Here is a 22,398-nt window from a genome sequence, read left to right on the forward strand (position 1 = left end):
GACGCCCGGCTAGCTCTTGGGCAGCCGCATCTCGAAGAGTGCGCCGCCCTGGGCCGACCGGCCGACCGTCAGCGAGCCGCCGTGCCGCTGCACCACGTCACGTGCGATGGCGAGGCCGAGTCCGGCGCCGCCGTCGTCGCGGCTGCGGGCGTCGTCGAGCCGGACGAACCGCTCGAAGATCCGCTCCCGCTCCTCCTCCGGTACGCCGCTGCCGTCGTCGGCGACGCGGAGTACCGCCGAGTCGCCCTCCGCCCCGGCCGTGACGGTCACCGCGGAGCGAGCGTGGCGCTGCGCGTTGTCCAGGAGGTTGCCGAGGACCCGCGCCAACTGCGAACGGGAGCCGGAGAGTTCCACGCCTTCCGCGGCCGTCACCTCGACCGGGAAACGGTCGTGCGTACGCTGCGAGACCTCCTCACGGACCAGCGCCCCGAGGTCGACGCGCGCGTCCCCCGGCCGCTCCCCCGCGTCCAGGCGGGCGAGGAGCAGCAGGTCGGCGGCGAGCCCCTGAAGCCGTACCGTGTCCGCGACGGCGCCCGGCAGGTCCAGCAAGTCCGGGTGCGCGGCGGCCACTTCGAGCTGGGTGCGCAGGCTCGCGATGGGGCTGCGCAGCTCGTGCGAGGCGTCGGCGACGAAGCGGCGCTGGCGGTCGACGCTCGTCTCCAGGGCGGCCAGGGTCTCGTTGGTGGTACGGGCGAGCCGGGCCACCTCGTCGTGCGCGTCCGGCTCCGGAACGCGCCGGGTCAGATCCTCGGACGCGGTGATCGCGGCCATCTCGGCCCGGATCCCCTCCACGGGGCGCAGCGCGCGCCGGGTCATCAGCCAGGTGACCCCGGCGACCACCACGAGCAGCACCGGCAGCGCGACCAGCATGGCCTCGCGCACCTGGCCGACCGTGGCCTCCTGGGCGGCGAGCGGCGCGCCCGCGTACACGGTGACGTCCAGGCCCTGCCTGCTTTGCGCCTCGACGGCGGCGAAGCGGAAGTCGGCCGCCTGCCCGTCGACGGTGGCCGAGCCGAAGCGGTAGTCGGCGTCGTCGGCGACGGTGCCGGGGCCCTCGTCGTCGCCGTCCGCCTCGGCGGAGTCGTCGGCGTCGTCGGCATCGTCCCCGGGCTGCTCGGTCCCGGGCTGCTCGCCGGGCGGCGCCGTCACCTTCGTACGGCCGCTGCCCGCACCGGAGATGGCCTCGATGTCCTCGCCGACCGCGAGCACCCGGCCGTCGTCGTCGACGACCTGCACCGGGTGGTCCTCGCTGTCCGGCAGGTCGAGCTTGTCGTACGGCGTGCCGTTGGCAATCTGCGAGGCGACCCGGCGGGCCGCCACATCGGCCTGCAGATCGGCCTGGTCCACGAGGTTGCGCTGGAGCACGAGGAGCAGCGCGATCCCCGCCAGGGCCAGGGCGAGGGCCACCACGGCGGTGGCCGCGGCCGCGGTACGGGCCCGCACGGAGCCCAGGACGTGCTTCACCGGGCCTCCGCCTCCTGGCTCTCCAGGCGGTATCCGGCGCCGCGCACGGTACCGATGAGGCCCGCGCCGAGCTTGCGGCGCAGGGCGCTGATGTAGACCTCGACGATGTTGGGGTCACCCTCGTACGCGAAGTCCCAGACGTGTTCCAGGATGTCCGCCTTGGACACCACGTCGCCGGGGCGCTGCGTGAGCTGCTCCAGGACCGCGAACTCCTTGGCGGTGAGGGTGATTTCGCGCTCGCCGCGGTGCACCCGGCGGGCTCCCGTGTCGACGGTGAGGTCACCGAGGCGCAGTACGGGGGACGCGGTGCGGGCGCGGCGGCGGAGCAGCGCCTTCACGCGGGCGACCAGGACGACGTACGAGAACGGCTTGGTGAGGTAGTCGTCGGCGCCGGTGTCGAGCCCCTCGGCCTCGTCGTACTCGCCGTCCTTGGCGGTGAGCATCAGGATCGGTACGTCATGGCCCGCGGCCCTGAGGGTCGAGCAGACCCGGTAGCCGTTCATGCCCGGGAGCATGATGTCGAGCACGATCAGGTCGTACGGCTCCTGGGTCGCCCGGTGCAGCCCTTCGAGACCGTCGTGCACGACGTCCACGGCGTATCCCTCGGCGCGCAGGCCGCGGGCGAGGGACTGGGCGAGGCGTTTTTCGTCCTCGACGATCAAGAATCGAAAGGGGCGACGCGCAGCGTCTCGAGTAGGGCGGTGGTGGGAGACGGGTGGGCGCATGCGTAACAGGGTCCCAAACCCAACCTGAAGGCCTCTTCAGGTGGCTTCAGGTTGGCTTCAGCGTCGCTTCGGCAGATTGGTCCTCGTCGCACCGCAGCGACAGCGAACAGCTCCGGAAGCACGACACGGGGAGGACCCACCTCATGAAGCGCAACCTCGTCATCGCCCTGCTCACCGCCGGCGCCCTGACCGTGGGCGGCACGGCCGCCGCGTACGGGATCAGCGACGCGAACGGCGACGACGCGGCCACCGCGGCGAAGACCAAGGCCACGACGGTGACCCTGAACGAGCACGACGACGACGGCGACCGCGATGACGACGCCCGCGACGACAGGGACGACAGGGACGACGCACGCGAGGCGCGGGAGGCTCAGCAGCCCCGCAAGGACGTGAAGGTGTCGGCTCAGGACGCGATCAGCGCGGCCCTGAAGGCGGTGCCGGGTGGCACGGTGACCTCGGCGGAACTGGACGACGCCGACGACGCCGACGAGCGCGCCGTCTGGGAGATCGAGATCCTCGGCTCCAACGACACCTGGCACGACGTGGACGTCGACCCGGCCTCCGGCAAGGTCGTCGGCAAGCACACGGACAAGGACGACGACGCGGAGGACGTACGCGAGGCCCGCACCGCCCTCAAGAACGTCTCGACGGACGCGGCCGCTGCCGCCAAGTCGGCCTCCGGCAAGGGCTTCGTCTCGTCGGTGGACCTGGAGGACCGCGGCTGGGAGATCACGCTGGGCGCGGACGACTGAGCAGAGTAAGCCGGGAAGGGGCGGGGCCGGGGCTAATCCCCCGTGAGCCCCGCCACCAACTCATCCGCAGCCGTGTACGGATCCAGGCCCCCGGACGACACCCGCTCCGCAAGCGTCGGAAGATGCCGATCCCCATGCAGATCCGCGATCCGCTCCCGCAACGCGGTCACCGCGATCGTCTCCACCTCACGGGCGGCCCGAGCGAGCCGGCGCTCGGCAAGAACGCCCCGCTCCTCCATCCACGCCCGATGCTTCTCCAGGGCCTCGACGACCTCGTCCACACCCTCACCCCGCGCCGCGACCGTCTTCACGATCGGCGGCCGCCAGTCGCCGGGCCCGCGGGACTCGCCCAGACCCAGCATGTGGTTGAGCTCGCGCGCGGTCGCGTCCGCACCGTCGCGATCGGCCTTGTTGACCACGTACACATCCCCGATCTCGAGGATCCCGGCCTTGGCCGCCTGGATGCCGTCGCCCATCCCGGGCGCGAGCAGCACCACCGAGGTGTCGGCCTGCGAGGCGATCTCCACCTCGGACTGCCCGACGCCGACGGTCTCGACGAGGATCACGTCGCACCCGGCGGCGTCGAGCACCCGGATGGCCTGCGGGGCCGACCACGCCAGACCGCCGAGATGCCCGCGCGTGGCCATCGAGCGGATGTAGACCCCGGGGTCGGAGGCGTGCTCCGACATCCGTACCCGGTCGCCGAGCAGCGCGCCGCCGGAGAACGGCGAGGACGGGTCGACGGCGAGCACTCCGACCCGCTTCCCGGCCCGGCGGTACGCGGACACGAGTGCGGAGGTCGAGGTGGACTTGCCGACGCCGGGCGAGCCGGTGAGGCCCACCACGTAGGCGTTCCCGGTCAGCGGCGCCAGGGCCGACATGACCTCGCGCAGCTGCGGGGACGCCCCCTCGACCAGTGAGATCAGCCGGGCCACGGCCCGCGGCCGGCCCTCGCGGGCCTGCGCCACCAGGGAGGGGACGTCCTGCATCACAGCTCCAGTTCGGTCGTACGCCTACGAAAACAAGCCCTCGCCGGAGAGCCGTCAGGCCTTCGGCACCCGCACGATCAGCGCGTCGCCCTGACCGCCGCCGCCGCACAGCGCGGCCGCGCCGGTCCCGCCGCCGCGCCGCTTCAGCTCGAGGGCCAGGTGCAGGACGATACGGGCGCCGGACATGCCGATGGGGTGGCCCAGGGCGATCGCGCCGCCGTTGACGTTCACCTTTTCCGGGGTAACGCCGAGGTCCTTCATTGACTGCACGGAGACCGCGGCGAAGGCCTCGTTGATCTCGATGAGATCGAGGTCGGAAACCTCCAGGCCGTCCTTCTTGAGGGCGTGCTTGATGGCGTTGGAGGGCTGGGACTGCAGCGAGTTGTCCGGCCCCGCCACGTTGCCGTGCGCGCCGATCTCGGCGATCCACTCCAGGCCCAGCTCCTCGGCCTTGGCCTTGCTCATGACGACCACGGCGGCGGCGCCGTCGGAGATCTGCGAGGACGTACCGGCCGTGATCGTGCCGTCCTTGGCGAAGGCGGGGCGCAGCTTGCCCAGGGACTCCGCGGTGGTCTCGGCGCGGATGCCCTCGTCCTTGGCGCACACCACCGGCTCGCCCTTGCGCTGCGGGATCTCGATCGGCGTGATCTCGGCCTCGAACAGGCCGTTCTTCTGCGCGGCGGCGGCGCGCTGGTGCGAGAGCGCGGCGATCTCGTCCTGCTCGGGGCGCTGGAGGCCGAGGCGGGTGTTGTGCTTCTCGGTGGACTCGCCCATGGCGATGTTCTCGAAGGCGTCGGTCAGGCCGTCGTACGCCATCGCGTCGATCATCTCGATCGCGCCGTACTTGTAGCCCTCGCGGGACTTGGGCAGCAGGTGCGGGGCGTTGGTCATGGACTCCTGGCCACCGGCCACGATCACGTCGAACTCGCCGGCGCGGATCAGCTGGTCGGCGAGCGCGATGGAGTCGAGCCCGGAGAGGCACACCTTGTTGACGGTGAGCGCGGGGACGTTCATCGGGATACCGGCCTTCACGGCCGCCTGGCGCGCCGGGATCTGCCCTGCCCCGGCCTGGAGCACCTGGCCCATGATCACGTACTGCACCTGGTCGCCACCGATACCGGCCCGGTCAAGGGCGGCCTTGATCGCGAAGCCGCCGAGGTCGGCTCCGGAGAAGGACTTCAGCGAGCCGAGCAGGCGGCCCATGGGCGTTCGGGCCCCGGCGACAATCACCGAAGTCGTGCTGTTCGTTCCAGACATGAGGCACGGCCCCTTGGGATGAGGAGTGAACGAGGGTTTACCGCCAATGTACTGAGCAGTACGGGTTCCGGTCACCGGGCGGTCAGTGTGATCGCGCGCACGTTGCGTAATCGCATGGGGAGGCGCTGCACTTGGACCATGCTGACGCGCATCGACCACATCGGAATCGCCTGCCACGACCTGGAGAAGACCGTCGACTTCTATACAACGACGTACGGCTTCGAGGTCTTCCACACCGAGGTCAACGAGGAGCAGGGCGTACGCGAGGCCATGCTCAAGATCAACGAGACCTCGGACGGCGGCGCCTCCTACCTCCAGCTCCTGGAGCCGATCCGGGACGACTCGACCGTCGCCAAATGGCTGGCCAAGAACGGCGAGGGCGTGCATCACATCGCCTTCGGCACGGCAGACGTGGACGGCGACGCGGCCGCCATCAAGGACAAGGGCGTACGCGTCCTCTATGAGGAGCCGCGGCGCGGATCGATGGGGTCCCGGATCACGTTCCTGCACCCGAAGGACTGTCACGGCGTCCTGACGGAACTGGTCACTTCCGCGCCCGAGGGGTCCGAGGACCACTGACCCGGAACCCCCTGGGGCCGGTAGGGTTGGGGGCGGCCGTCTCGCTCGCTCGGGCGGCCCCGGGTCGGTGGGTCGGGCGGTACGGGCGTGGGGGCAGCAGGTCCACGCTCAGCGCGTTGATCTGACACCATTCCCCGGGGGCCCCGTTCGGCCGATGGACGGAGCTCGTTTGGAGAGACTTGCGACCAGGGGACGGATGGGACCGCGCAGTGCGGGGCTACGAACGCCAGGAGAGCTCGCGGGCTGAGACCGGCCGGGACGACAGCCTTTCGCGGTTCGAGGCCGAGATGGAGCGGCTGAAGACCGAGCGGGAGAAGGCCGTTCAGCATGCCGAGGACCTCGGCTACCAGGTCGAGGTGTTGCGCGCGAAGCTGCACGAAGCGCGCCGCAGCCTCGCGACCCGCCCTGCCCACGACGGCGCCGACATCGGCTACCAGGCCGAGCAACTCCTGCGGAACGCCCAGATCCAGGCCGACCAGATCCGCTCCGACGCCGAGCGTGAGCTGCGTGATGCCCGCGCCCAGACCCAGCGCATCCTCCAGGAGCACGCCGAGCAACAGGCCCGGCTCCAGTCCGAGCTGCACACCGAGGCCGTCAACCGGCGTCAGCAGCTCGACCAGGAGCTGGCCGAGCGCCGCCGCACCGTCGAGGCGCACGTCAACGAGAACGTGGCGTGGGCCGAGCAACTCCGCGCCCGTACCGAACAGCAGGCCCGCAGGCTGCTCGACGAGTCCCGGGCCGAGTCCGAGCAGTCCCTGGCCGCCGCCCGTGCCGAGGCCGAGCGGCTCACCGAGCAGTCCCGGCAGCGGCTCACCGCCGAGGCCGAGTCGGCGCGCGCCGAGGCCGAAGCGATCCTGCGCCGCGCCCGCACCGACGCCGAGCGGCTCCTCAACGCCGCCTCGACGCAGGCTCAGGAGGCCACCGACCACGCCGAGCAGCTCCGCTCCACCACGGCCGAAGAGGCCGAGACGTCCCGCCGCCGGACCGCCGAGCTGAACCGGACCGCCGAGCAGCGGCTCGCGGAGGCCGAGTCGTCGCTCCGGGAGGCCCGCGCCGAGGCCGAGAAGGTACTCACCGAGGCCAAGGAGAACGCGGCCAAGGCGCTCGCCGACGCCGAGGCGACCAACGAGCAGCGCACCCGTACCGCCAAGGAGCAGGTGGCCCGGCTCGTCGGCGAGGCCAACAAGGACGCCGAGGCCACCAAGGCGGAGGCCGAACAGGCCCTCGCGGACGCCCGCGCCGAGGGCGAGAAGCTGATCGCCGAGGCCGCCGAGAAGGCCCGCACCATCACGGCGGAGGAGACCGCGTCGCAGCTGGCCTCGGCCGCCCGTACCGCCGAGGAGCGCCTCAACAAGGCGGCGGAAGACGCCGAGAAGACCACCAAGGCCGCTTCCGACGAGGCCGAGCGGATCCGCAAGGAGGCCGAGGCCGAGGCGGACCGGCTGCGCGCCGAGGCGCACGACATCGCCGAGCAGCTCAAGGGCGCGGCCAAGGACGACACCAAGGAGTACCGCGCCAAGACCGTCGAACTGCAGGAAGAGGCCCGCCGGTTGCGCGGCGAGGCCGAGCAGCTGCGGGCCGAGGCGGTCACCGAGGGCGAGAAGATCCGCGCCGAGGCCCGGCGCGAGGCGGTGCAGAAGATCGAGGAGGCGGCCGGGTCCGCCGAGGAGCTGCTCACCAAGGCCAAGGGCGACGCGGAGGAGCTGCGGACCGCCGCGGCCGCCGAGTCCGAGCGGGTCCGCACCGAGGCCATCGAGCGCGCCACGACGCTGCGCCGCCAGGCCGAGGAGACCCTGGAGCGCACCCGCGCCGAGGCCGAGGAGAAGCGCACCGAGGCCGAGGAGCAGGCCGAGGCCACCAAGGCGGAGGCCGAGCGGGCCGCCGAGAAGCTGCGCGAGGACGCCGAGAACGGCATCGCTGGGCGGCAGGCGGAGGCCGCCGAGGAACTGACCCGCCTTCACACCGAGGCCGAGCAGCGGCTCACGCAGGCCGAGACCGCGCTCGGCGAGGCGCGCACCGAGGCGAAGCAGATCCGCCGCGAGGCCGCCGAGGAGACCGAGCGGCTGCGCACCGAGGCCGCCGAGCGGATCCGCACGCTTCAGGAGCAGGCCGAGACGGAGGCCGAACGGCTGCGCAGCGAGGCCGCGTCGGACGCCTCGGAGTCCCGCGCCGAGGGCGAGGCCGCGGCGGCACGGCTGCGCACCGAGGCCGCGGACGAGGCCGAGCGGCTGAAGACCGAGGCGCAGGAGACCGCCGACCGGGTCCGCGCGGAGGCCAACGCGGCCGCCGAACGGGTCTCGACGGAGGCCGCAGAGGAGCTGTCCGCCGCGCAGGAGGAGGCCGCCCGGCGCCGCCGCGAGGCCGAGGAACTGCTCGAGTCGGCGCGCACCGAGGCCGACCAGGAGCGGGCCCGGGCGGCCGAGCAGAGCGAGGAACTCCTTGCCTCGGCCCGCAAGCGGGTCGAGGAGGCGCAGGCCGAGGCGCAGCGCCTGGTCGAGGAGGCGGACCAGCGCGCGAGCGACCTGGTGGCCGCGGCCGAGCTGACGGCGCAGCAGGTACGGGACTCGGTGGCGGGTCTGCACGAGCAGGCCGAGGACGAGATCGCGGGCCTGCGCTCGGCCGCCGAGCACGCCGCGGAGCGCACCCGCGCCGAGGCCACCGAGGAGGCCGAGCGGGTCCGGAGCGACGCGTACGCCGAGCGGGAGCGGGCCGGTGAGGACGCGGCCCGGCTGCGCCGCGAGACGCAGGAGGAGACCGAGGCCGCGAAGGCGCTCGCCGAGCGCAGCGTCGCCGAGGCGTTCGCGGAGGCCGAGCGGCTGCGCACGGAGGCCGACGAACACGCGCAGCAGGTGCGTACGGAGGCCGAGGAGCACTCCCAGCGGGTCCGTACGGAGGCCGACGAGCACGCGCAGCGGGCCCGTACCGAGGCGTCCGAGCGGCTCGCCGCCGCCGAGCAGGACGCCTCCCGTACCCGCGCGGAGGCCCGCGGGGACGCGAACCGGATCCGCAGCGACGCCGCGACGCAGGCCGACGAGCTCATCACGGAGGCCACCAGCGAGGCCGAGCGGATGCGCACCGAGGCCACCACCGAGGCGGAACGCGTGCGCACCGAGGCCGCCAACGAGTCGGAGCGGCTGCGCGCCGAGGCCGCCGAGACGGTCGGTTCGGCGCAGCAGCACGCGGAGCGCACCCGTGCCGACGCCGAGAAGCTCAAGCGGGACGCGGAGGCGGAGGCCGAGCGGCTGCTCAGCGAGGCGCGGGCCGAGGCCGAGCAGACCGTGGACGAGGCCCGGAGGGCGGCCAACAAGCGGCGCAGCGAGGCCGCGGAGCAGGTCGACAAGCTCATCACGGAGGCGAGCGCCGAGGCCGAGAAGCTCACCAGCGACGCCAGCGAGAAGGCCCTGAAGACCACCGCGGACGCCGAGCAGCAGGCCGACACCATGGTGGGCGCGGCGCGCAGCGAGGCGGAGCGCCTGGTCTCCGAGGCGACCAACAAGGGCAACGGCATGGTGGAGAAGGCCCGTACGGACGCCGACGAACTCCTCGTCGGCGCGCGCCGGGACGCCACCGCCATAAGGGAACGCGCGGAGGACCTGCGCGACCGGATGACCGCGGAGATCGAAGAGTTGCACGAGCGCGCCCGGCGCGAGTCCGCGGAGCAGATGAAGAGCGCGGGCGAACGGTGCGACGCTCTGGTGAAGGCCGCCGAGGAGCAGCTGGCCGACGCGCAGGCGAAGGCGAAGGAGCAGCTGGCCGAGGCGGACGCGAAGGCCAAGGAGCTGGTGGCGGAGGCCGATTCGGAGGCGGGCAGCGTCCGCATCTCCGCGGTGAAGAAGGCCGAGGGGCTGCTCAAGGAGGCCGAGCAGAAGAAGGCCGACACGGTGCGCGAGGCCGAGCGGATCAAGGCGGAGGCCGAGCGCGAGGCGGCCCGCATGGTCGAGGAGGGCCAGAAGGAGCTGGACGTCCTGGTGCGCAGGCGCGAGGACATCAACGCCGAAATCTCCCGGGTCCAGGACGTTCTGGAGGCGTTGGAGTCATTCGAGACACCGGCGGGCGGGGGCGGCAAGGCCGCGTCGTCCGGCGGGGGCTCCGGAGGTGTCAAGGCCGGTGCCGCGGTAGGTGCCCCTCGATCGGGTGGCAAGTCGTCCGAAAACTAGCCATCGGGCCAATTCTCGTACTAGGTAAGGACGTTCGGCCCTAGGACTGGCAAGCGGTCTGGTGGGTAGCCACCCGAAAGGGGTGTCATTCTCCAGATCAAACGGGCAACTGCTCGATGACACGCCGCCTTGACCCCTAGGATTCTCCTAACACCTCACCGGTCTCATTCGACAGGAACCCCATGAGCGACACTTCCCCCTACGGCTTCGAGCTTGTGCGGCGTGGGTACGACCGCGCTCAGGTGGACGAACGCATTTCCAAGCTCGTCTCCGACCGAGACAGTGCCCTGACGCGTATCACCGCCCTGGAAAAGCGCATTGAGGAGCTCCACCTCGAAACGCAGAACGCCCAGGCGCAGGTCACCGACGCCGAGCCGTCGTACGCCGGCCTCGGTGCCCGCGTCGAGAAGATCCTCCGCCTCGCCGAGGAGGAGGCGAAGGACCTGCGCGAGGAGGCCCGGCGCGCGGCCGAACAGCACCGCGAACTCGCCGAGTCCGCGGCCCAGCAGGTGCGGAACGACGCGGAGGCGTTCGCCGCCGAGCGCAAGACCAAGGCCGAGGACGAAGGCGTCCGCATCGTAGAACAGGCCAAGGGCGAGGCCAACGTCCTGCGGGCCGAGGCCCAGAAGGACGCGCAGTCGAAGCGCGAAGAGGCCGACGCGCTGTTCGAGGAGACCCGCGCCAAGGCCGCGCAGGCCGCCGCCGACTTCGAGACGAACCTCGCCAAGCGCCGCGAGGCCTCCGAGCGCGATCTGGCCTCGCGTCAGGCCAAGGCCGAGAAGCGCCTGGCGGAGATCGAGCACCGCGCCGAGCAGCTGCGCCTGGAGGCGGAGAAGCTGCGCACCGACGCCGAGCGCCGCGCCCGCCAGACGGTGGAGACCGCACAGCGCCAGGCCGAGGACATCGTGGCGGACGCCAACGCCAAGGCGGACCGTATCCGCAGCGAGTCCGAGCGCGAGCTGGCGGCGCTCACCAACCGCCGCGACTCGATCAACGCCCAGCTGACCAACGTCCGCGAGATGCTGGCCACCCTGACCGGCGCCGCGGTCGCGGCCCAGGCAGCGCCGGGCGAGGACGAGCCGGTTACGCGGGGGGTTCCGGCGCAGCAGACGCGCTGAATCCTTCCGTTTCTTCCGTTCCTACGGTGCCGGAGTGCCCCGCACCGACAGGGTCTGTCCCTGTCGGTGCGGGGCACTTTGGTGTGCCGTCAGGCGGGGTGGCACCAAGTGGCGGAGGGTTTTCTCCCGATTTAGCGTTGCCGCATGATCGAGCTGCAGGGGCTCACCAAGCATTACGGGGAGAAGGTCGCCGTCAATGGGCTCACCTTCACCGTCCGACCCGGCGTCGTCACCGGCTTCCTCGGACCCAACGGCGCGGGCAAGTCCACCACGATGCGGATGATCCTCGGCCTGGACCGGCCCACCGCCGGTGACGTACGGATCGACGGGCGGCACTACGACCAGATCCGGCACCCCCTGAAGTACATCGGCGCGCTGCTCGACGCGAAGGCCGTACACGGCGGCCGCAGCGCCTTCAACCACCTGCTCTGCCTGGCCCAGTCCAACGGCATCCCCAAGAGCCGGGTGTACGAGGTCCTGGAGACCGTGGGCCTGACCCTGGTCGCCCGGAAGAAGACCAAGGGCTTCTCGCTCGGCATGGGCCAACGCCTGGGCATCGCGGGCGCACTCCTCGGCGACCCGCAGATCCTGATGTTCGACGAGCCGGTCAACGGCCTCGACCCCGAGGGCATCCACTGGATGCGGAACCTGATGCAGGGGCTCGCGCGGCAAGGCCGTACCGTCTTCGTCTCCTCCCATCTGATGAGCGAAATGGCGCTCACCGCCGAGCACTTGATCGTGATCGGCCAGGGCCGGCTGCTCGCGGACACCTCGATGGCCGACTTCATCCGGGAGAACTCGCGGTCGTACGTACGGCTGCGCTCGCCGCAGCAGGAGCGGCTGCGGGACGTGCTGCACGCGGCCGGGATCACGGTCGTCGAGGCCGGTAGCGGGACCCTGGAGGTGGACGGCGCCCCGGCCGAGCGGCTCGGCGAGATCGCCGCCGAACACCAGCTCGTGCTGCACGAACTGAGCCCCCAGGAGGCCTCACTCGAAGCCGCCTTCATGCAACTCACGGCGGAGTCGGTGGAGTACCACGCGCACTCCGAGACCGGTACCCCGGACACCACGGGCTGGCACGAAACGGACCGGCCCGAAACGGACCGGCCCGGCGCGGCGCCCGCACCCGGCCCCGCGTGGGGCGAGTCCTGGCAGCGGAGGAATCGGAAGAATCAGCGGAAGGGGCTCTGAGGGATGGCGTCGACGCGCGTACTCAAGTCCGAGTGGACCAAGATCCGGTCGGTGGCGTCGACCGTGTGGACGCTGAGCCTGGCCGTGCTCGTGACGATCGGCCTGGGCCTGCTCATCTCCATCCTCGTGAGCAACGACTTCGACAACATGAGCCCCGAGCAGCGCCTCGGCTTCGACGCGACCGCGATCAGCTTCGCCGGGATGGGCCTCGGCCAGCTCGCGATGATCGTCTTCGGGGTGCTCGTGGTGTCGAACGAGTACAGCACTGGCATGATCCGCACCTCGCTCGCGGCGGTGCCTCAGCGCGTCCGGTTCCTGCTCAGCAAGATCGTGGTGGCCACGGCCCTTGCCCTGGTCGTGAGCATGGCCACGGCGTTCCTCTCGTTCTTCCTCGGGCAGTCCGTGATGGGTGAGCACGGGGTGTCGATCGGTGCGCCCGGGGTGCTGCGCGCGGTGTTCGGCGGTGGGGTCTATATGACCCTGATCGCGGTCTTCTCGATGGGCGTGGCGGCGATGCTGCGCGGCCCGATGCTCTCCCTCGGCATCCTGATGCCGTTCTTCTTCCTGATCTCCAACGTCCTCGGCAACGTCCCGGCGACCAAGAAAGTCGGCCAATTCCTGCCGGACCAGGCGGGCGGCAAGATCATGGAAACGGTCACGCCGGTGGGCGACGACACTCCGTACGGACCATGGGGCGGGTTGGCGATCATGGTGGCTTGGGTGGGGGTGGCGTTGCTCGGGGGGTTCGCGGTGTTGAAGAGGCGGGATGCCTGAATCCGCGAGAGCCGCGCCCCTAGGCTCGCCGCGTGCCCCGTAGCCTCGCCGCCCTCGGCCTCGCCACCGTCCCCTTCGAGCACCCCCTCGCCTACCCCGGCCGCCCCGTTCCCGAGCCCGCACTGCTCCTCGGAGAGGACCTGCTGCGGCTGATCCCGGACGACGGCCCGCCCGGCGGGTGGCCGGTGGAGGGAGGCAAGCCGCTCGACGGGTTCCTCCGCGACCACGGCCTGCCCCGACTCCCCGCCCGCCACCCCGTCCTGGCCGTCGGCTCCAACGCCTCCCCCGCCCAGGTCGCGTACAAGCTGCGCACCCGGAAGCTGCCCTCGGGCGTCCCGATGGTGCCGCTCACCGTGCGCGGCCTTGAGGTCGGCTGCTCGGCGCACATCGGCCGGGCGGGATACGTGGCGGCCGCGCCGTACCAGGACCCGGTGGCCGTACGCACGCTCGTGGTGAGCTGGCTGGACGACGCCCAGCTCGCCGCCGTCGACGCCTCCGAGGCGCACTACCGGCGCCGCCCGCTCATCCCGGACGCCTTCGGGCTCACGCTGCCGAACAGCCGACCGCTGACCGGCGTCGAGGTCTACGTCGGCAAGCACGGCGTGCTCATCGGCGCCGACGGACTGCCGCGCCCGGGCGGCGGCGACCAGGCCACGCTGCTCGACGCCCTGCTCGCCGAGTCGGCCCGGCTGCGTGAGCTGCTCGGGCCCGACCCGGAGTCCTGGGTGCGGATCGCCCGCGCCGATGCGGCGGTACGGGAACGGGCCGGGCGGATCTTCGCCGAGGAGGGCCGGGTCTTTACCCGCGCTTGGCCGGAACCGTCAGCACGTGGATATCCTCCTAACCCTTACGGGGGCGTATGCCATGCCCCGACGACCTGACCTGTCGATGGGTGCGGAGAATGATCGAGGCAGTCGGCCTGACCAAGCGCTATGGCGCCAAGACCGCCGTGTACAACCTGTCCTTCCAAGTGCGGCCCGGCACCGTGACCGGCTTTCTCGGACCGAACGGCTCCGGCAAGTCCACGACGATGCGGATGATCCTCGGCTTGGACAACCCCACCGATGGCCGGGTGACCATCGCCGGGCACCCCTATCGGAAGCTGCCGAACGCGCCACGCCAGGTGGGCGCGCTGCTCGACGCCAAGGCGGTGCACGGCGGCCGGCACGCCCGTAACCACCTGCTTTCGCTCGCCCAGCTCTCCGGCATCCCGGCCCGCCGGGTCGACGAGGTGCTCGGCGTGGTCGGCCTGCAGGACGTGGCGAAGAAGCGGTCCAAGGGGTTCTCGCTCGGCATGGGGCAGCGGCTCGGCATCGCGGCCGCGCTCCTCGGCGACCCGCAGGTGCTGCTCTTCGACGAGCCGGTCAACGGCCTCGACCCGGAGGGCATCCTCTGGGTCCGTAACCTGATGAAGTCCCTGGCCGCCGAGGGCCGTACGGTCTTCGTCTCGTCCCACCTGATGAGCGAGATGGCGCTCACCGCCGAGCACCTGATCGTGATCGGCCGCGGGCAGCTGCTCGCGGACATGAGCGTACGAGAGTTCATCGCGGCCAACTCCGCGGGCTTCGCCCGGGTCCGCACGCCGGACACCGAGCCGGAGCAGCGCGAGAAGCTGACCGCCGCGCTCACCGAGGCGGGCGGCCAGGTCCTGCCCGAGCAGGACGGCGCGCTGCGCATCACCGGCCTTCCGCTGCCCCGCATCAGCGACCTCGCGCACGACGCGGACGTACGCCTGTGGGAGCTGTCGCCGCACCAGGCGTCCCTGGAAGAGGCGTACATGCGGCTCACCCAGGGCGCCGTCGACTACCGGTCCACGCAGGACCAGCGGGTCGGGCTGCAGCAGCAGATGCCGGGGCCGCACATGGGTCCTGGGGGTGCGCCGGGGCAGCCGCCGATGCCGATGCCGGTGCCGGGCGAGGGCCAGCCGGGTTGGTACCCGCCGCCCGCACCGGGGCAGGGCGGCCAGCCGTTCGGGGCGCCGCAGGGCACGATGCCGCAGGGCGCGATGCCCCAGGGCGCGATGCCGCAGGGCGGGGCGCCGCAGGTTCCGCCGCCCACCGGGGTGCCCGGCGCGCCGGTCGCCGCACCGGCCGCGCCGCCCGTGCCGCAGAGCGCCGCCCAGGACAACCCGTACGCCCAACAGCCGCCGCAGCAGCAGCCGCAGGGCGAGCCCGCCGCCGACCTGACCAAGCGCGACAACACCGAGGACGCCGCCCGATGACCGCCGCACCGACCCCGCAGCAGCCGCCCCAGCCGCCTCAAGCGCCTCAAGCGCCTCAAGCGCCTCAAGCACAGCCTCAGCCGCAGCAGTCCCAGCCGTTGCCTCCGCAGGCGGCCGCGCCCGCGCAGCCGCCCGAGGGGGCGACCATGGCGTTCGGGAAGGTCGACCCGGCCGCGGCGGCCGCAGCCGCGCAGGGAGCACCCGCTGCCCCGGCCGCGCCCGCCGCACCGGCGCCCCAAGGCGCCCCCGCCGCACCCCAAGGCGCTCCAGCTGGTGGCGACTGGCAGGCCGCCTCCAACGACGGCACGTACACCTCGCCGATTCCGATCGTCAAGACGCACCTCGGCCACGCCCTCGCCTCCGAGTGGACCAAGATCCGGTCGGTGCGCTCCACTATGTGGACGCTCGGCGTGATGGTGGGTCTGATGCTCGGTCTTGGGCTCGGCATCGCCGCGATCGTGAGCGCGTCCGGTGTCAACGTCAGCCGCGAGTCGCCGCTCGGGATGGGCTTCGTCGGCGTGCTCTGCGGCTCCCTCTGCGTCATCACGCTCGGGGTGCTCACGGTGTCGTCCGAGTACGGCACCGGCATGATCCGTACGACCATGACCGCCTGCCCGAGCCGTGGCCGGGTGCTCGGCGCGAAGGCCATCGTGTTCTTCGCGCTGGTCTTCACCCTCACCACCACGGTCGCGGCCCTGGTCGGCGCCCTGCAGACCGCGCTCGTGGACGGCGCCCCCTCCACCGGGGACGACTGGCTCCGCGCCACCGTAGGCGTGGGCCTCTACACGGGCCTGCTCGGGCTGCTCTCGCTCGCCGTCGGCTCGCTCGTGCGGCACTCAGCAGGCGCGATCACCATCATGATCGGCGTGGTGCTGCTCCCGCTGGTGCTCGCCTTCTTCATGTTCTCCAAGGCGCTCGAAGACGTGCAGCGGGCGCTGCTTGAGTACAACATCCCGAGCCAGGTCGTCGGCATCTACGCCAACGAAGCGCAGATCGGCTTCTCCGGCCCGTACGGCTGGCAGCCGGTCCTGATCATGCTGGTAGCCGCGGCCGTCGCCCTCGGCGGGGCCTTCGCCGCTCTGGAGGCGCGCGACGTCTGACCCGGCGTACGACCGGGGGCGACCGCCTCCAACTCCCTCAGAAACGAGGCGCGTTACGGGACCGCTGCACCCGCGTGGTGCGGCGGTCCCGCGCGTTCCAGCACGCCTTGTGCCAGTGCCGACGGTCCTCCACCCCGGCGCCGTACTCCGGCCAGGCCACCACGTGCGCGACGCCCGACGGGATCCCCTGGTCGCAGCCCGGGCAGCGATACGTCTTGCCCGCGACGCTCGCGCCCGCGACGTGCCGGACGCTGTACGTCTCGCCCTGCCAGCTCTCGCTGTGCTGGTGCCCGCCGTAGCGGCCGCCGCCCTCCTCGTCCGCGCCTCGGCGCGGGACGGCGCCCTTGGGACGGTTACGACGCGGAGACACGGAACACCTCACGGGCTTGGTGCAGGGGCAAGAGCGCATCAAGCCTACGCGGCACCCCCCTGGGTAGGCGCCCATCACCGGATTCTCGTCCCGCACGGGCCGTGCGTGGACTTGTATGACCGTGTTCAAGTCCGCAAGTAAAGAAATGGGCCAACCTCTGTGCCAGGCCGTGCCCTTGGCACGTGCTGCGCGTTGTTGCCCGTGGGGGAGCACCGCGTCGGCGCCGAGAAAGGCAGGAGTGGCGATGCGTGTAGGAAGTTTTGTACTGGCCGCGCAGTTCCCCGGCCAGGGTCAGGGGGAAGCGCTGCACCGCGCGGTGCGCACCGCGGAGGTCAGCGAGGAATCCGGGCTCGACTCGGTCTGGCTCGCGGAACACCACTTCGTGCCGTACGGCGTGTGTCCGTCGTCCGTCACCTTCGCGGCGCTGCTGCTCGGCCGCACCCGGCGGATCCGGGTCGGCACGGCCGTGAGCGTACTGCCGACCCAGCATCCCGTGGCGCTCGGGGAGCAGGCCGCGCTGCTGCACCTCACGGCCGGGGGGCGGTTCACGCTCGGCGTCGGGCGGGGCGGACCCTGGGTGGATCTGGAGGTCTTCGGGCAGGGCGTCGAGGCGTACGAGCGGCACTATCCGGAGTCGCTCGACCTGCTGTTGCGCTGGCTGCGCGAACCGCGCGTCGCGGCCGCGGGTGAACGGTTCTCCTTCCGTGAGGTGGCGGTGGTGCCACGCCCGGACGAAGCCCTCATCGACGGGCCGTCGATCGACGCGGCGCCGCCCCATGGCCCGCTGAGCAACCTGGCCAACGGCCCTCTGACAAACGGCCCGCTCGCCAACAGCCCGCTGACAAACGGCCTTCTGACCCATGACCCGCTGACCCACGACCCGCTGACCCGAGGCCCGCTGAGCCAAGCCCCTCTGACCCACGACACCCTGCTCAACAACGCCCCGTCCGGCGGCGCCGCGGGCCCCGAGGTCGTGCTCGCGTGTACCTCGCCCGCGAGTGTGCGGCTCGCCGCGGAGCGCGGGTTGCCGATGCTGCTCGGTATGCACATCGGGGACGAGGAGAAGGCCGAAATGGTCGCGCTGTGGCGGTCCCGGGCGCTTGCCGCGGGCCGTTCGCCGGAGGAGGTACGGGCCGCCGCCCATGTCTCCGCCGGTGTGGTGCAGATCGAGGACCGCAGCGCGCAGGCCGCGGAGAGGCTCCTGAAGGCGATGCCGGGCTGGCTGAAGCAGGGCCTGGACGCCCATGTCACGGTCGACGGCCGCGAGCGGAGCATGCGGGACCCGCTCGCGTACACCGAACTGCTCTGCGGCATCCACCCGGTGGGCACCCCGAAGCTGTGCGCGGACCGGCTCGCGGCAACCTCGGAGCGCACCGGCATCACGCGGTTCGCGCTCCTGGTGGAGGGCTCGGGGGACCTGGCGGCGACGGAGGAGAACGTGCGCCGCCTGGGCGCCGAGGTGCTGCCCCGGCTGCAATGAACCCACGGCCGGGGAAGGAACCCACGGCCGAGGAAGCGAACGGAACCCACGGCCGAGAAGGCCGGGGACCCGATGGGCTGCCGCCCCGGTCTGTACACCTCCCGCGAACGGAGCGGCAGCAACAGGGTTCAGCAATCCCGGAGTTCCGGCGACTGGTTCAGCAACTGACCACGTATCGAGGTGAACTTGGCCAGTCGATCATCAGCGTCGGAACTGAGCGGGAAGACCGCGACGCGGTGGCAGTTCTGGAATGCGAGACGCACTCCGAAGTGGCGCTCAAGTGCCCCTCGGATCGCGTCACTCGCAAGCGCACGCAGCAGCTGACCACGCGCCTGCTCGTCCGGCGGCGGCGTCTGGTTGTCGGCGAACTCACCGCCGTCGACCTTCAACTGGACCGCCAGAGAGCTGATCATCTCCCATGCAAAAGGCAGGGAGGTCCGGACGCAGTCGACGAAGGCGTCTTCGTCGACCTCGCCTCGCTCGGCCTGTTCCAACAGCGCCGGTGAGACGTCGAGCGACATGGGTTCTCCTCTCGCACCCCCGAGCGACGGGGGTTGACGGACAGGGAAGGAAATCGCCTACGCAGCGTGCACGCGCCGCGACCTCCCGCTTCCACGGTAAGCAACCTGTCCTGCGCGCACCAGGAAAATGCGCACACAACCGGCCATTGGCGAACGGGAGTGGCGGGAAAAGCAACGTCGTCCGAAGTACCGGACAAACGGTTCGACGGGACGGACAGCGACACGTGGGGCGACGGGAGCGCGGAGGCGGTCGGGCGCCGGGCGAATCGCGTCCACCCCGGGGCGTCCAGTAGCGTTGCCGACCATGCGTCTCGTCATCGCCCGCTGCTCCGTGGACTACGCGGGCCGGCTCACCGCCCATCTGCCCCTCGCGCCCCGCCTCATCCTCGTGAAGGCGGACGGCAGCGTCTCCATCCACGCGGACGACCGCGCCTACAAGCCCCTCAACTGGATGTCCCCGCCCTGCACGCTCAAGGAGAGCGCCGGGGACGGCGACGGGGCAGGGGCCGGGGCCGCGGCGGTCTGGACCGTGGTGAACAAGGCGGGCGAGAAACTCATCATCACCATGGACGAGGTGCTGCACGACTCCTCGCACGAACTGGGCGTGGACCCCGGCCTCATCAAGGACGGCGTGGAGGCCCACCTCCAGGAACTGCTCGCCGACCGGATCGAGACCCTCGGCGAGGGCTATACGCTGATCCGCCGCGAGTACCCGACGGCGATCGGCCCGGTCGACATCCTCTGCCGGGACGCGGACGGCGCGACGGTGGCCGTGGAGATCAAGCGCCGCGGCGAGATCGACGGCGTGGAGCAGCTCACCCGCTATCTGGAACTCCTCAACCGCGACCCCCACTTGGCGCCCGTGAAGGGCATCTTCGCGGCCCAGGAGATCAAGCCGCAGGCTCGCGTGCTCGCGACGGACCGCGGGATCGACTGCGCGGTGCTCGACTATGACGCGTTGCGCGGCATTGAGGACGACAAGCTGCGGTTGTTCTGAGCCTGCTGGGGGCTGCGCCCCCAGCCCCTCCCCTTCCCCCTTTAAGCGCCGTTCTGTCCCGCCGTTCTGTCCCGATCTAAGCGCCGTCCTGTGCCGACGACGTACCCGGCCAGGACGGCGACGGCTTGCCGCTCTCCGTCGGTTCCGGGTCCTGCGTGGACGGCGGCGGGGTCGACGTGGGCGGCTTCGAGGTCGTCGGGTCGTCGGACGGAGTCGTCGGGTCGCCCGAGGGCGTGGTCGGGTCGTCGGACGGAGTCGTCGGGTCGCCCGAGGGGGTGCTCGGGTCGTCGGACGGAGTCGTCGGGTCGCCCGAGGGCTCGCCGCTCGTCGTCGGGCCGTCGGAGGGGCCCCCGCTGCCCGCGGTCTCCGGCACGGACTCGGGGTCGGCCGGGCGGCTCGTGGCGTCGTCCGTCGTTTCCTTGTCCGAGGGCTGGTCGTCGTTCTCGCCCTGCTCATCGGTGGTCTGCTGCGGCCGTACGGTGTCCGCGGGCCCCTCCTCCTGGTCGGACATCGCGCCGAGCGTCACCACGGTGCCGAGTACGACCGCGAGCAGCGCAACCGCGCCCGCGGCCACAAGGTTGCGGCGCCGGGCGCCGACGACCGCGCGCGGGGTGCCGCCCACCGGGGTCGGCTCGGCGTCGGCGGCCGGGACGGCATGGCGGGTGACGACGGTCTCCACCTCGTCGTCCAGGGCGGGCGACGACAGGGGCAGCGGCGGCGCCGGGAAGCCACCGGACGGCGTGGCCGACTCGCCGTACACCACACCGCCGGAGCGGTCCGTGACCAGGGCCAGGGCCCGCCGCCCCGCGACGGTGCCGCGCTTGTCGGCGAGCGCGCGGCGCAGCCCGATGGAGGCCTCCAGCTCGGCGCGGGCCCGGTCGAGGTTGCCGCCGAGCAGCGCGAGGATGCCCAACTCGTGGTGGAAGTACGCCTCTTCGGCCACCTCACCCGCGAGCCGTGCCGCCTCCTGCCCGGAGCGCAGGGCGCGCTCCCAGGCGCCCCACGCGAAGCCCGCGGCGAGCACGGGGGCGGCGGTGCGGGCGAGCAGTACGGCGGCGCTGAGGCGCCCGGAGTCGGTGTCCGGGACCAGCGCGCTCAGGGTGGCGACGACGGCGTCCGCCTGCGTCGCGGCCTGCCGCGGGGTCACCGACGCATGCCCGACCCACCAGGCGTAGTGCTGGGCGGCGGTGTGCGCACGGGCCCGGGACCGCTCGGCGTAGCCCGCGGCCCGCAGCTGGTCGCAGACACCGGCGGCGAGCCGGTAGCGGGCACCGACCGGCGTGACCAGCGCGGCGGCCACCAGCTCGCCGAGCGCGGCGTCCGCGTGGGTGTCGCCCACCAGCGCGGGCAGGTGCGTCTGGTGCGGCACCTCGCCGCCGAGCGCGAGCGCGAACTCCAGGGTGGCGCGGGCGGATTCACTCAGCCGCTCCGCGAGCACCGCGGCGGGCGCGGCGGCCTCGGCGAACGTGGGCAGCGGCAGCGGTACGTCGTGGCCGCGCTCGGCATCGCCGGAGGCGCCGGACACCGCGGCCCCGCCCTGATCCGCCTCGGCCGCCAACTCCTCCCGTTCCGCCCGGATCTGGTCCCGCTGCCGCAGCAGCGCCCCCGCCTGGACGAAGCGCAGCGGCAGCCCCTCGGACTCGAACCAGAGGTCCCCGGCGAGCGCCGCCTCGTCGTCGGTGAGCGGTCGGCCCGTGCTGCGCTCCAGGAGCTCGAGCCCGCCGCCGCGGCCCAGACCGCCGAGGAAGACCTCTTCGAGGTGCGACTCGGCGAGCGGCGCGGCCACATCGGGCGTGGCGGCGAGCAGGAAGGCGCACTCGGGCGTCGCGGCGAGCAGCTCCTCCAGGGCGGCGCCGCCGAACTCCAGGTCGTCCAGGACGACGACGGCGCCGATGTCGCGTACGAATTCCAGGACCTGGGAGTCGTCGGGACGGAGCAGCGGGCCGTCGCCGACGGTGGCGTACACGGAGGCGTAGAGCTCGAAGAGGAGCTCGGTGGGCGTGCGGTGGTGGCCTGAGAGGCGTACGACACCGTCGGGCGCGAGGTCGGCGCAATCCTCCGCGACGCTCTCGAGCAGCGCCGTACGGCCGGAACCGGAAGGTCCGGTGAGGCGCACGGACCGGCCGCGCGCGAGCAGCCGCACCAACCGCTCCCGCTCCTCCTGGCGTTCCAGGAGCGGCGGCGTCGCCAGGACGGGCCCGGGCGGCACCGGGGGCCGGGCGGCGCGGCGCCGCTCGGCGCGCTCGGCGGTGTCCCACTTGCGCGGCGGGGACGGCTGCCTGCCGGGCGGACAGGGCTCTATCTCGCTGCCGTCGACGGGATTGACCGTCAGGAGGAAGTCGCCGGAGACGAGTTGCACGGGGCGGACCGGCGCGGGGCCAGCGGGTTCGGGCATGAGCGGATCGCGCGGCGGCCGTCCCTTGGCGTCCGCCCGGTCCTCACCGTCACCGGCATCGCCACCCCGCTTCGCTGCGGACGCGCCGCCGTCACGGCCGTGCTGTTCCGGTCCCCGGTGCATCGGGTCCATCGTCAAAGCCCCTCAAGAGCGAGTGTGGTACTGACCCCCCGGCCGTTCGCACACATCACTGTCGCTTCGGGTCCGGTGCCGCCGGGCGGGTCCTGCGAGGGCGAGCGACCGAACCATAGACCGTGCGCCGGTCGCGGGGAACGGGCGGGGTTATCCGTCGTCCGGGACGTCACGGT

General features: G+C 72.2%; 18 protein-coding genes. 11 read left to right on the forward strand and 7 right to left on the reverse strand.

Annotated features, from left to right (window positions below; genetic code table 11):
• Nucleotides 1-9: 9 nt before the first annotated feature.
• Nucleotides 10-1,452, reverse strand: a complete 1,443-nt coding sequence (locus ACWD10_RS10000; RefSeq protein ID WP_451089271.1) for a sensor histidine kinase — start codon at nucleotides 1,450-1,452, stop codon at nucleotides 10-12.
• Nucleotides 1,453-1,460: 8 nt separating this feature from the next.
• Nucleotides 1,461-2,189 carry a response regulator transcription factor gene (locus ACWD10_RS10005; protein WP_451088936.1) on the reverse strand — a complete coding sequence of 243 codons (729 nt, stop codon included), beginning with the start codon at nucleotides 2,187-2,189 and terminating at the stop codon, nucleotides 1,461-1,463.
• Between the two features lie 143 nt (nucleotides 2,190-2,332).
• Here ACWD10_RS10005 and ACWD10_RS10010 point away from each other — a divergent pair, with 143 nt between their 5' ends.
• Entirely contained in the window at nucleotides 2,333-2,941 is a 609-nt protein-coding gene (locus ACWD10_RS10010; protein WP_451088938.1) for a PepSY domain-containing protein, read from the forward strand.
• 32 nt (nucleotides 2,942-2,973) lie between these two features.
• On the opposite strand, the gene meaB is transcribed toward ACWD10_RS10010, so the two are convergent.
• Both meaB and ACWD10_RS10020 read right to left on the reverse strand, forming a co-directional pair.
• A complete protein-coding gene (meaB, locus tag ACWD10_RS10015; protein ID WP_451088940.1) occupies nucleotides 2,974-3,930 on the reverse strand; it encodes a methylmalonyl Co-A mutase-associated GTPase MeaB in 957 nt (318 codons plus the stop codon).
• A gap of 54 nt (nucleotides 3,931-3,984) precedes the next feature.
• Nucleotides 3,985-5,187, reverse strand: coding sequence for an acetyl-CoA C-acetyltransferase (locus ACWD10_RS10020; protein ID WP_451088942.1), 1,203 nt, complete (start codon nucleotides 5,185-5,187; stop codon nucleotides 3,985-3,987).
• Between the two features lie 138 nt (nucleotides 5,188-5,325).
• On the opposite strand from ACWD10_RS10020, the gene mce reads away from it, so the two are divergent.
• From mce to ACWD10_RS10060, 8 genes are all read left to right on the forward strand, one after another.
• Nucleotides 5,326-5,766 (forward strand): methylmalonyl-CoA epimerase, encoded by a 441-nt coding sequence (mce, locus tag ACWD10_RS10025; RefSeq protein WP_451088944.1) that lies wholly within the window; start codon nucleotides 5,326-5,328, stop codon nucleotides 5,764-5,766.
• 209 nt (nucleotides 5,767-5,975) lie between these two features.
• Nucleotides 5,976-9,923: a polarized growth protein Scy gene (scy, locus tag ACWD10_RS10030; protein ID WP_451088946.1), complete on the forward strand. Its 3,948-nt coding sequence runs from the start codon at nucleotides 5,976-5,978 to the stop codon at nucleotides 9,921-9,923.
• Nucleotides 9,924-10,105: 182 nt separating this feature from the next.
• Entirely contained in the window at nucleotides 10,106-11,041 is a 936-nt protein-coding gene (locus ACWD10_RS10035) for a cellulose-binding protein (protein ID WP_451088948.1), read from the forward strand.
• A 144-nt stretch (nucleotides 11,042-11,185) separates the two neighbouring features.
• Complete coding sequence (locus ACWD10_RS10040) at nucleotides 11,186-12,232, forward strand: ATP-binding cassette domain-containing protein (RefSeq protein WP_451088950.1); 1,047 nt, start codon at nucleotides 11,186-11,188, stop codon at nucleotides 12,230-12,232.
• Between the two features lie 3 nt (nucleotides 12,233-12,235).
• Nucleotides 12,236-13,006, forward strand: coding sequence for an ABC transporter permease (locus ACWD10_RS10045; RefSeq protein WP_451088952.1), 771 nt, complete (start codon nucleotides 12,236-12,238; stop codon nucleotides 13,004-13,006).
• A gap of 32 nt (nucleotides 13,007-13,038) precedes the next feature.
• The gene (locus tag ACWD10_RS10050) at nucleotides 13,039-13,887 is read left to right on the forward strand and encodes a hypothetical protein (protein WP_451088954.1); all 849 of its coding nucleotides are present in this window, start codon (nucleotides 13,039-13,041) and stop codon (nucleotides 13,885-13,887) included.
• A 20-nt stretch (nucleotides 13,888-13,907) separates the two neighbouring features.
• Nucleotides 13,908-15,227 (forward strand): ABC transporter ATP-binding protein, encoded by a 1,320-nt coding sequence (locus ACWD10_RS10055; protein ID WP_451088956.1) that lies wholly within the window; start codon nucleotides 13,908-13,910, stop codon nucleotides 15,225-15,227.
• A gap of 146 nt (nucleotides 15,228-15,373) precedes the next feature.
• Nucleotides 15,374-16,327 (forward strand): ABC transporter permease subunit, encoded by a 954-nt coding sequence (locus tag ACWD10_RS10060; protein WP_451088958.1) that lies wholly within the window; start codon nucleotides 15,374-15,376, stop codon nucleotides 16,325-16,327.
• A gap of 37 nt (nucleotides 16,328-16,364) precedes the next feature.
• On the opposite strand, the gene ACWD10_RS10065 is transcribed toward ACWD10_RS10060, so the two are convergent.
• Nucleotides 16,365-16,697, reverse strand: a complete 333-nt coding sequence (locus ACWD10_RS10065) for an ATP/GTP-binding protein (RefSeq protein WP_451088960.1) — start codon at nucleotides 16,695-16,697, stop codon at nucleotides 16,365-16,367.
• Between the two features lie 244 nt (nucleotides 16,698-16,941).
• Here ACWD10_RS10065 and ACWD10_RS10070 point away from each other — a divergent pair, with 244 nt between their 5' ends.
• On the forward strand, nucleotides 16,942-18,177 hold the full coding sequence (locus ACWD10_RS10070) for an LLM class flavin-dependent oxidoreductase (protein ID WP_451088962.1): 1,236 nt from the start codon (nucleotides 16,942-16,944) through the stop codon (nucleotides 18,175-18,177).
• Nucleotides 18,178-18,305: 128 nt separating this feature from the next.
• On the opposite strand, the gene ACWD10_RS10075 is transcribed toward ACWD10_RS10070, so the two are convergent.
• On the reverse strand, nucleotides 18,306-18,698 hold the full coding sequence (locus ACWD10_RS10075) for an SCO5389 family protein (RefSeq protein WP_451088964.1): 393 nt from the start codon (nucleotides 18,696-18,698) through the stop codon (nucleotides 18,306-18,308).
• 304 nt (nucleotides 18,699-19,002) lie between these two features.
• Here ACWD10_RS10075 and nucS point away from each other — a divergent pair, with 304 nt between their 5' ends.
• A complete protein-coding gene (nucS, locus tag ACWD10_RS10080) occupies nucleotides 19,003-19,695 on the forward strand; it encodes an endonuclease NucS (protein WP_451088966.1) in 693 nt (230 codons plus the stop codon).
• A 76-nt stretch (nucleotides 19,696-19,771) separates the two neighbouring features.
• Here nucS and ACWD10_RS10085 read toward each other — a convergent pair whose 3' ends face one another.
• Nucleotides 19,772-22,222, reverse strand: a complete 2,451-nt coding sequence (locus ACWD10_RS10085) for an ATP-binding protein (RefSeq protein ID WP_451088968.1) — start codon at nucleotides 22,220-22,222, stop codon at nucleotides 19,772-19,774.
• Nucleotides 22,223-22,398: the final 176 nt, after the last annotated feature.

The sequence above is a fragment of the Streptomyces sp. NPDC002851 genome, assembly GCF_053591935.1.

Bases quoted from the DNA above. Each gene is read 5' to 3' on its own strand.
- ACWD10_RS10005 (WP_451088936.1), bottom strand. From the start codon at position 2,189: ATGCGCCCACCCGTCTCCCACCACCGCCCTACTCGAGACGCTGCGCGT.
- ACWD10_RS10010 (WP_451088938.1), top strand. From the start codon at position 2,333: ATGAAGCGCAACCTCGTCATCGCCCTGCTCACCGCCGGCGCCCTGACC.
- meaB (WP_451088940.1), bottom strand. From the start codon at position 3,930: ATGCAGGACGTCCCCTCCCTGGTGGCGCAGGCCCGCGAGGGCCGGCCG.
- ACWD10_RS10020 (WP_451088942.1), bottom strand. From the start codon at position 5,187: ATGTCTGGAACGAACAGCACGACTTCGGTGATTGTCGCCGGGGCCCGA.
- mce (WP_451088944.1), top strand. From the start codon at position 5,326: ATGCTGACGCGCATCGACCACATCGGAATCGCCTGCCACGACCTGGAG.
- ACWD10_RS10035 (WP_451088948.1), top strand. From the start codon at position 10,106: ATGAGCGACACTTCCCCCTACGGCTTCGAGCTTGTGCGGCGTGGGTAC.
- ACWD10_RS10040 (WP_451088950.1), top strand. From the start codon at position 11,186: ATGATCGAGCTGCAGGGGCTCACCAAGCATTACGGGGAGAAGGTCGCC.
- ACWD10_RS10045 (WP_451088952.1), top strand. From the start codon at position 12,236: ATGGCGTCGACGCGCGTACTCAAGTCCGAGTGGACCAAGATCCGGTCG.
- ACWD10_RS10055 (WP_451088956.1), top strand. From the start codon at position 13,908: ATGATCGAGGCAGTCGGCCTGACCAAGCGCTATGGCGCCAAGACCGCC.
- ACWD10_RS10060 (WP_451088958.1), top strand. From the start codon at position 15,374: ATGGCGTTCGGGAAGGTCGACCCGGCCGCGGCGGCCGCAGCCGCGCAG.
- ACWD10_RS10070 (WP_451088962.1), top strand. From the start codon at position 16,942: ATGCGTGTAGGAAGTTTTGTACTGGCCGCGCAGTTCCCCGGCCAGGGT.
- ACWD10_RS10075 (WP_451088964.1), bottom strand. From the start codon at position 18,698: ATGTCGCTCGACGTCTCACCGGCGCTGTTGGAACAGGCCGAGCGAGGC.
- nucS (WP_451088966.1), top strand. From the start codon at position 19,003: ATGCGTCTCGTCATCGCCCGCTGCTCCGTGGACTACGCGGGCCGGCTC.
- ACWD10_RS10085 (WP_451088968.1), bottom strand. From the start codon at position 22,222: ATGGACCCGATGCACCGGGGACCGGAACAGCACGGCCGTGACGGCGGC.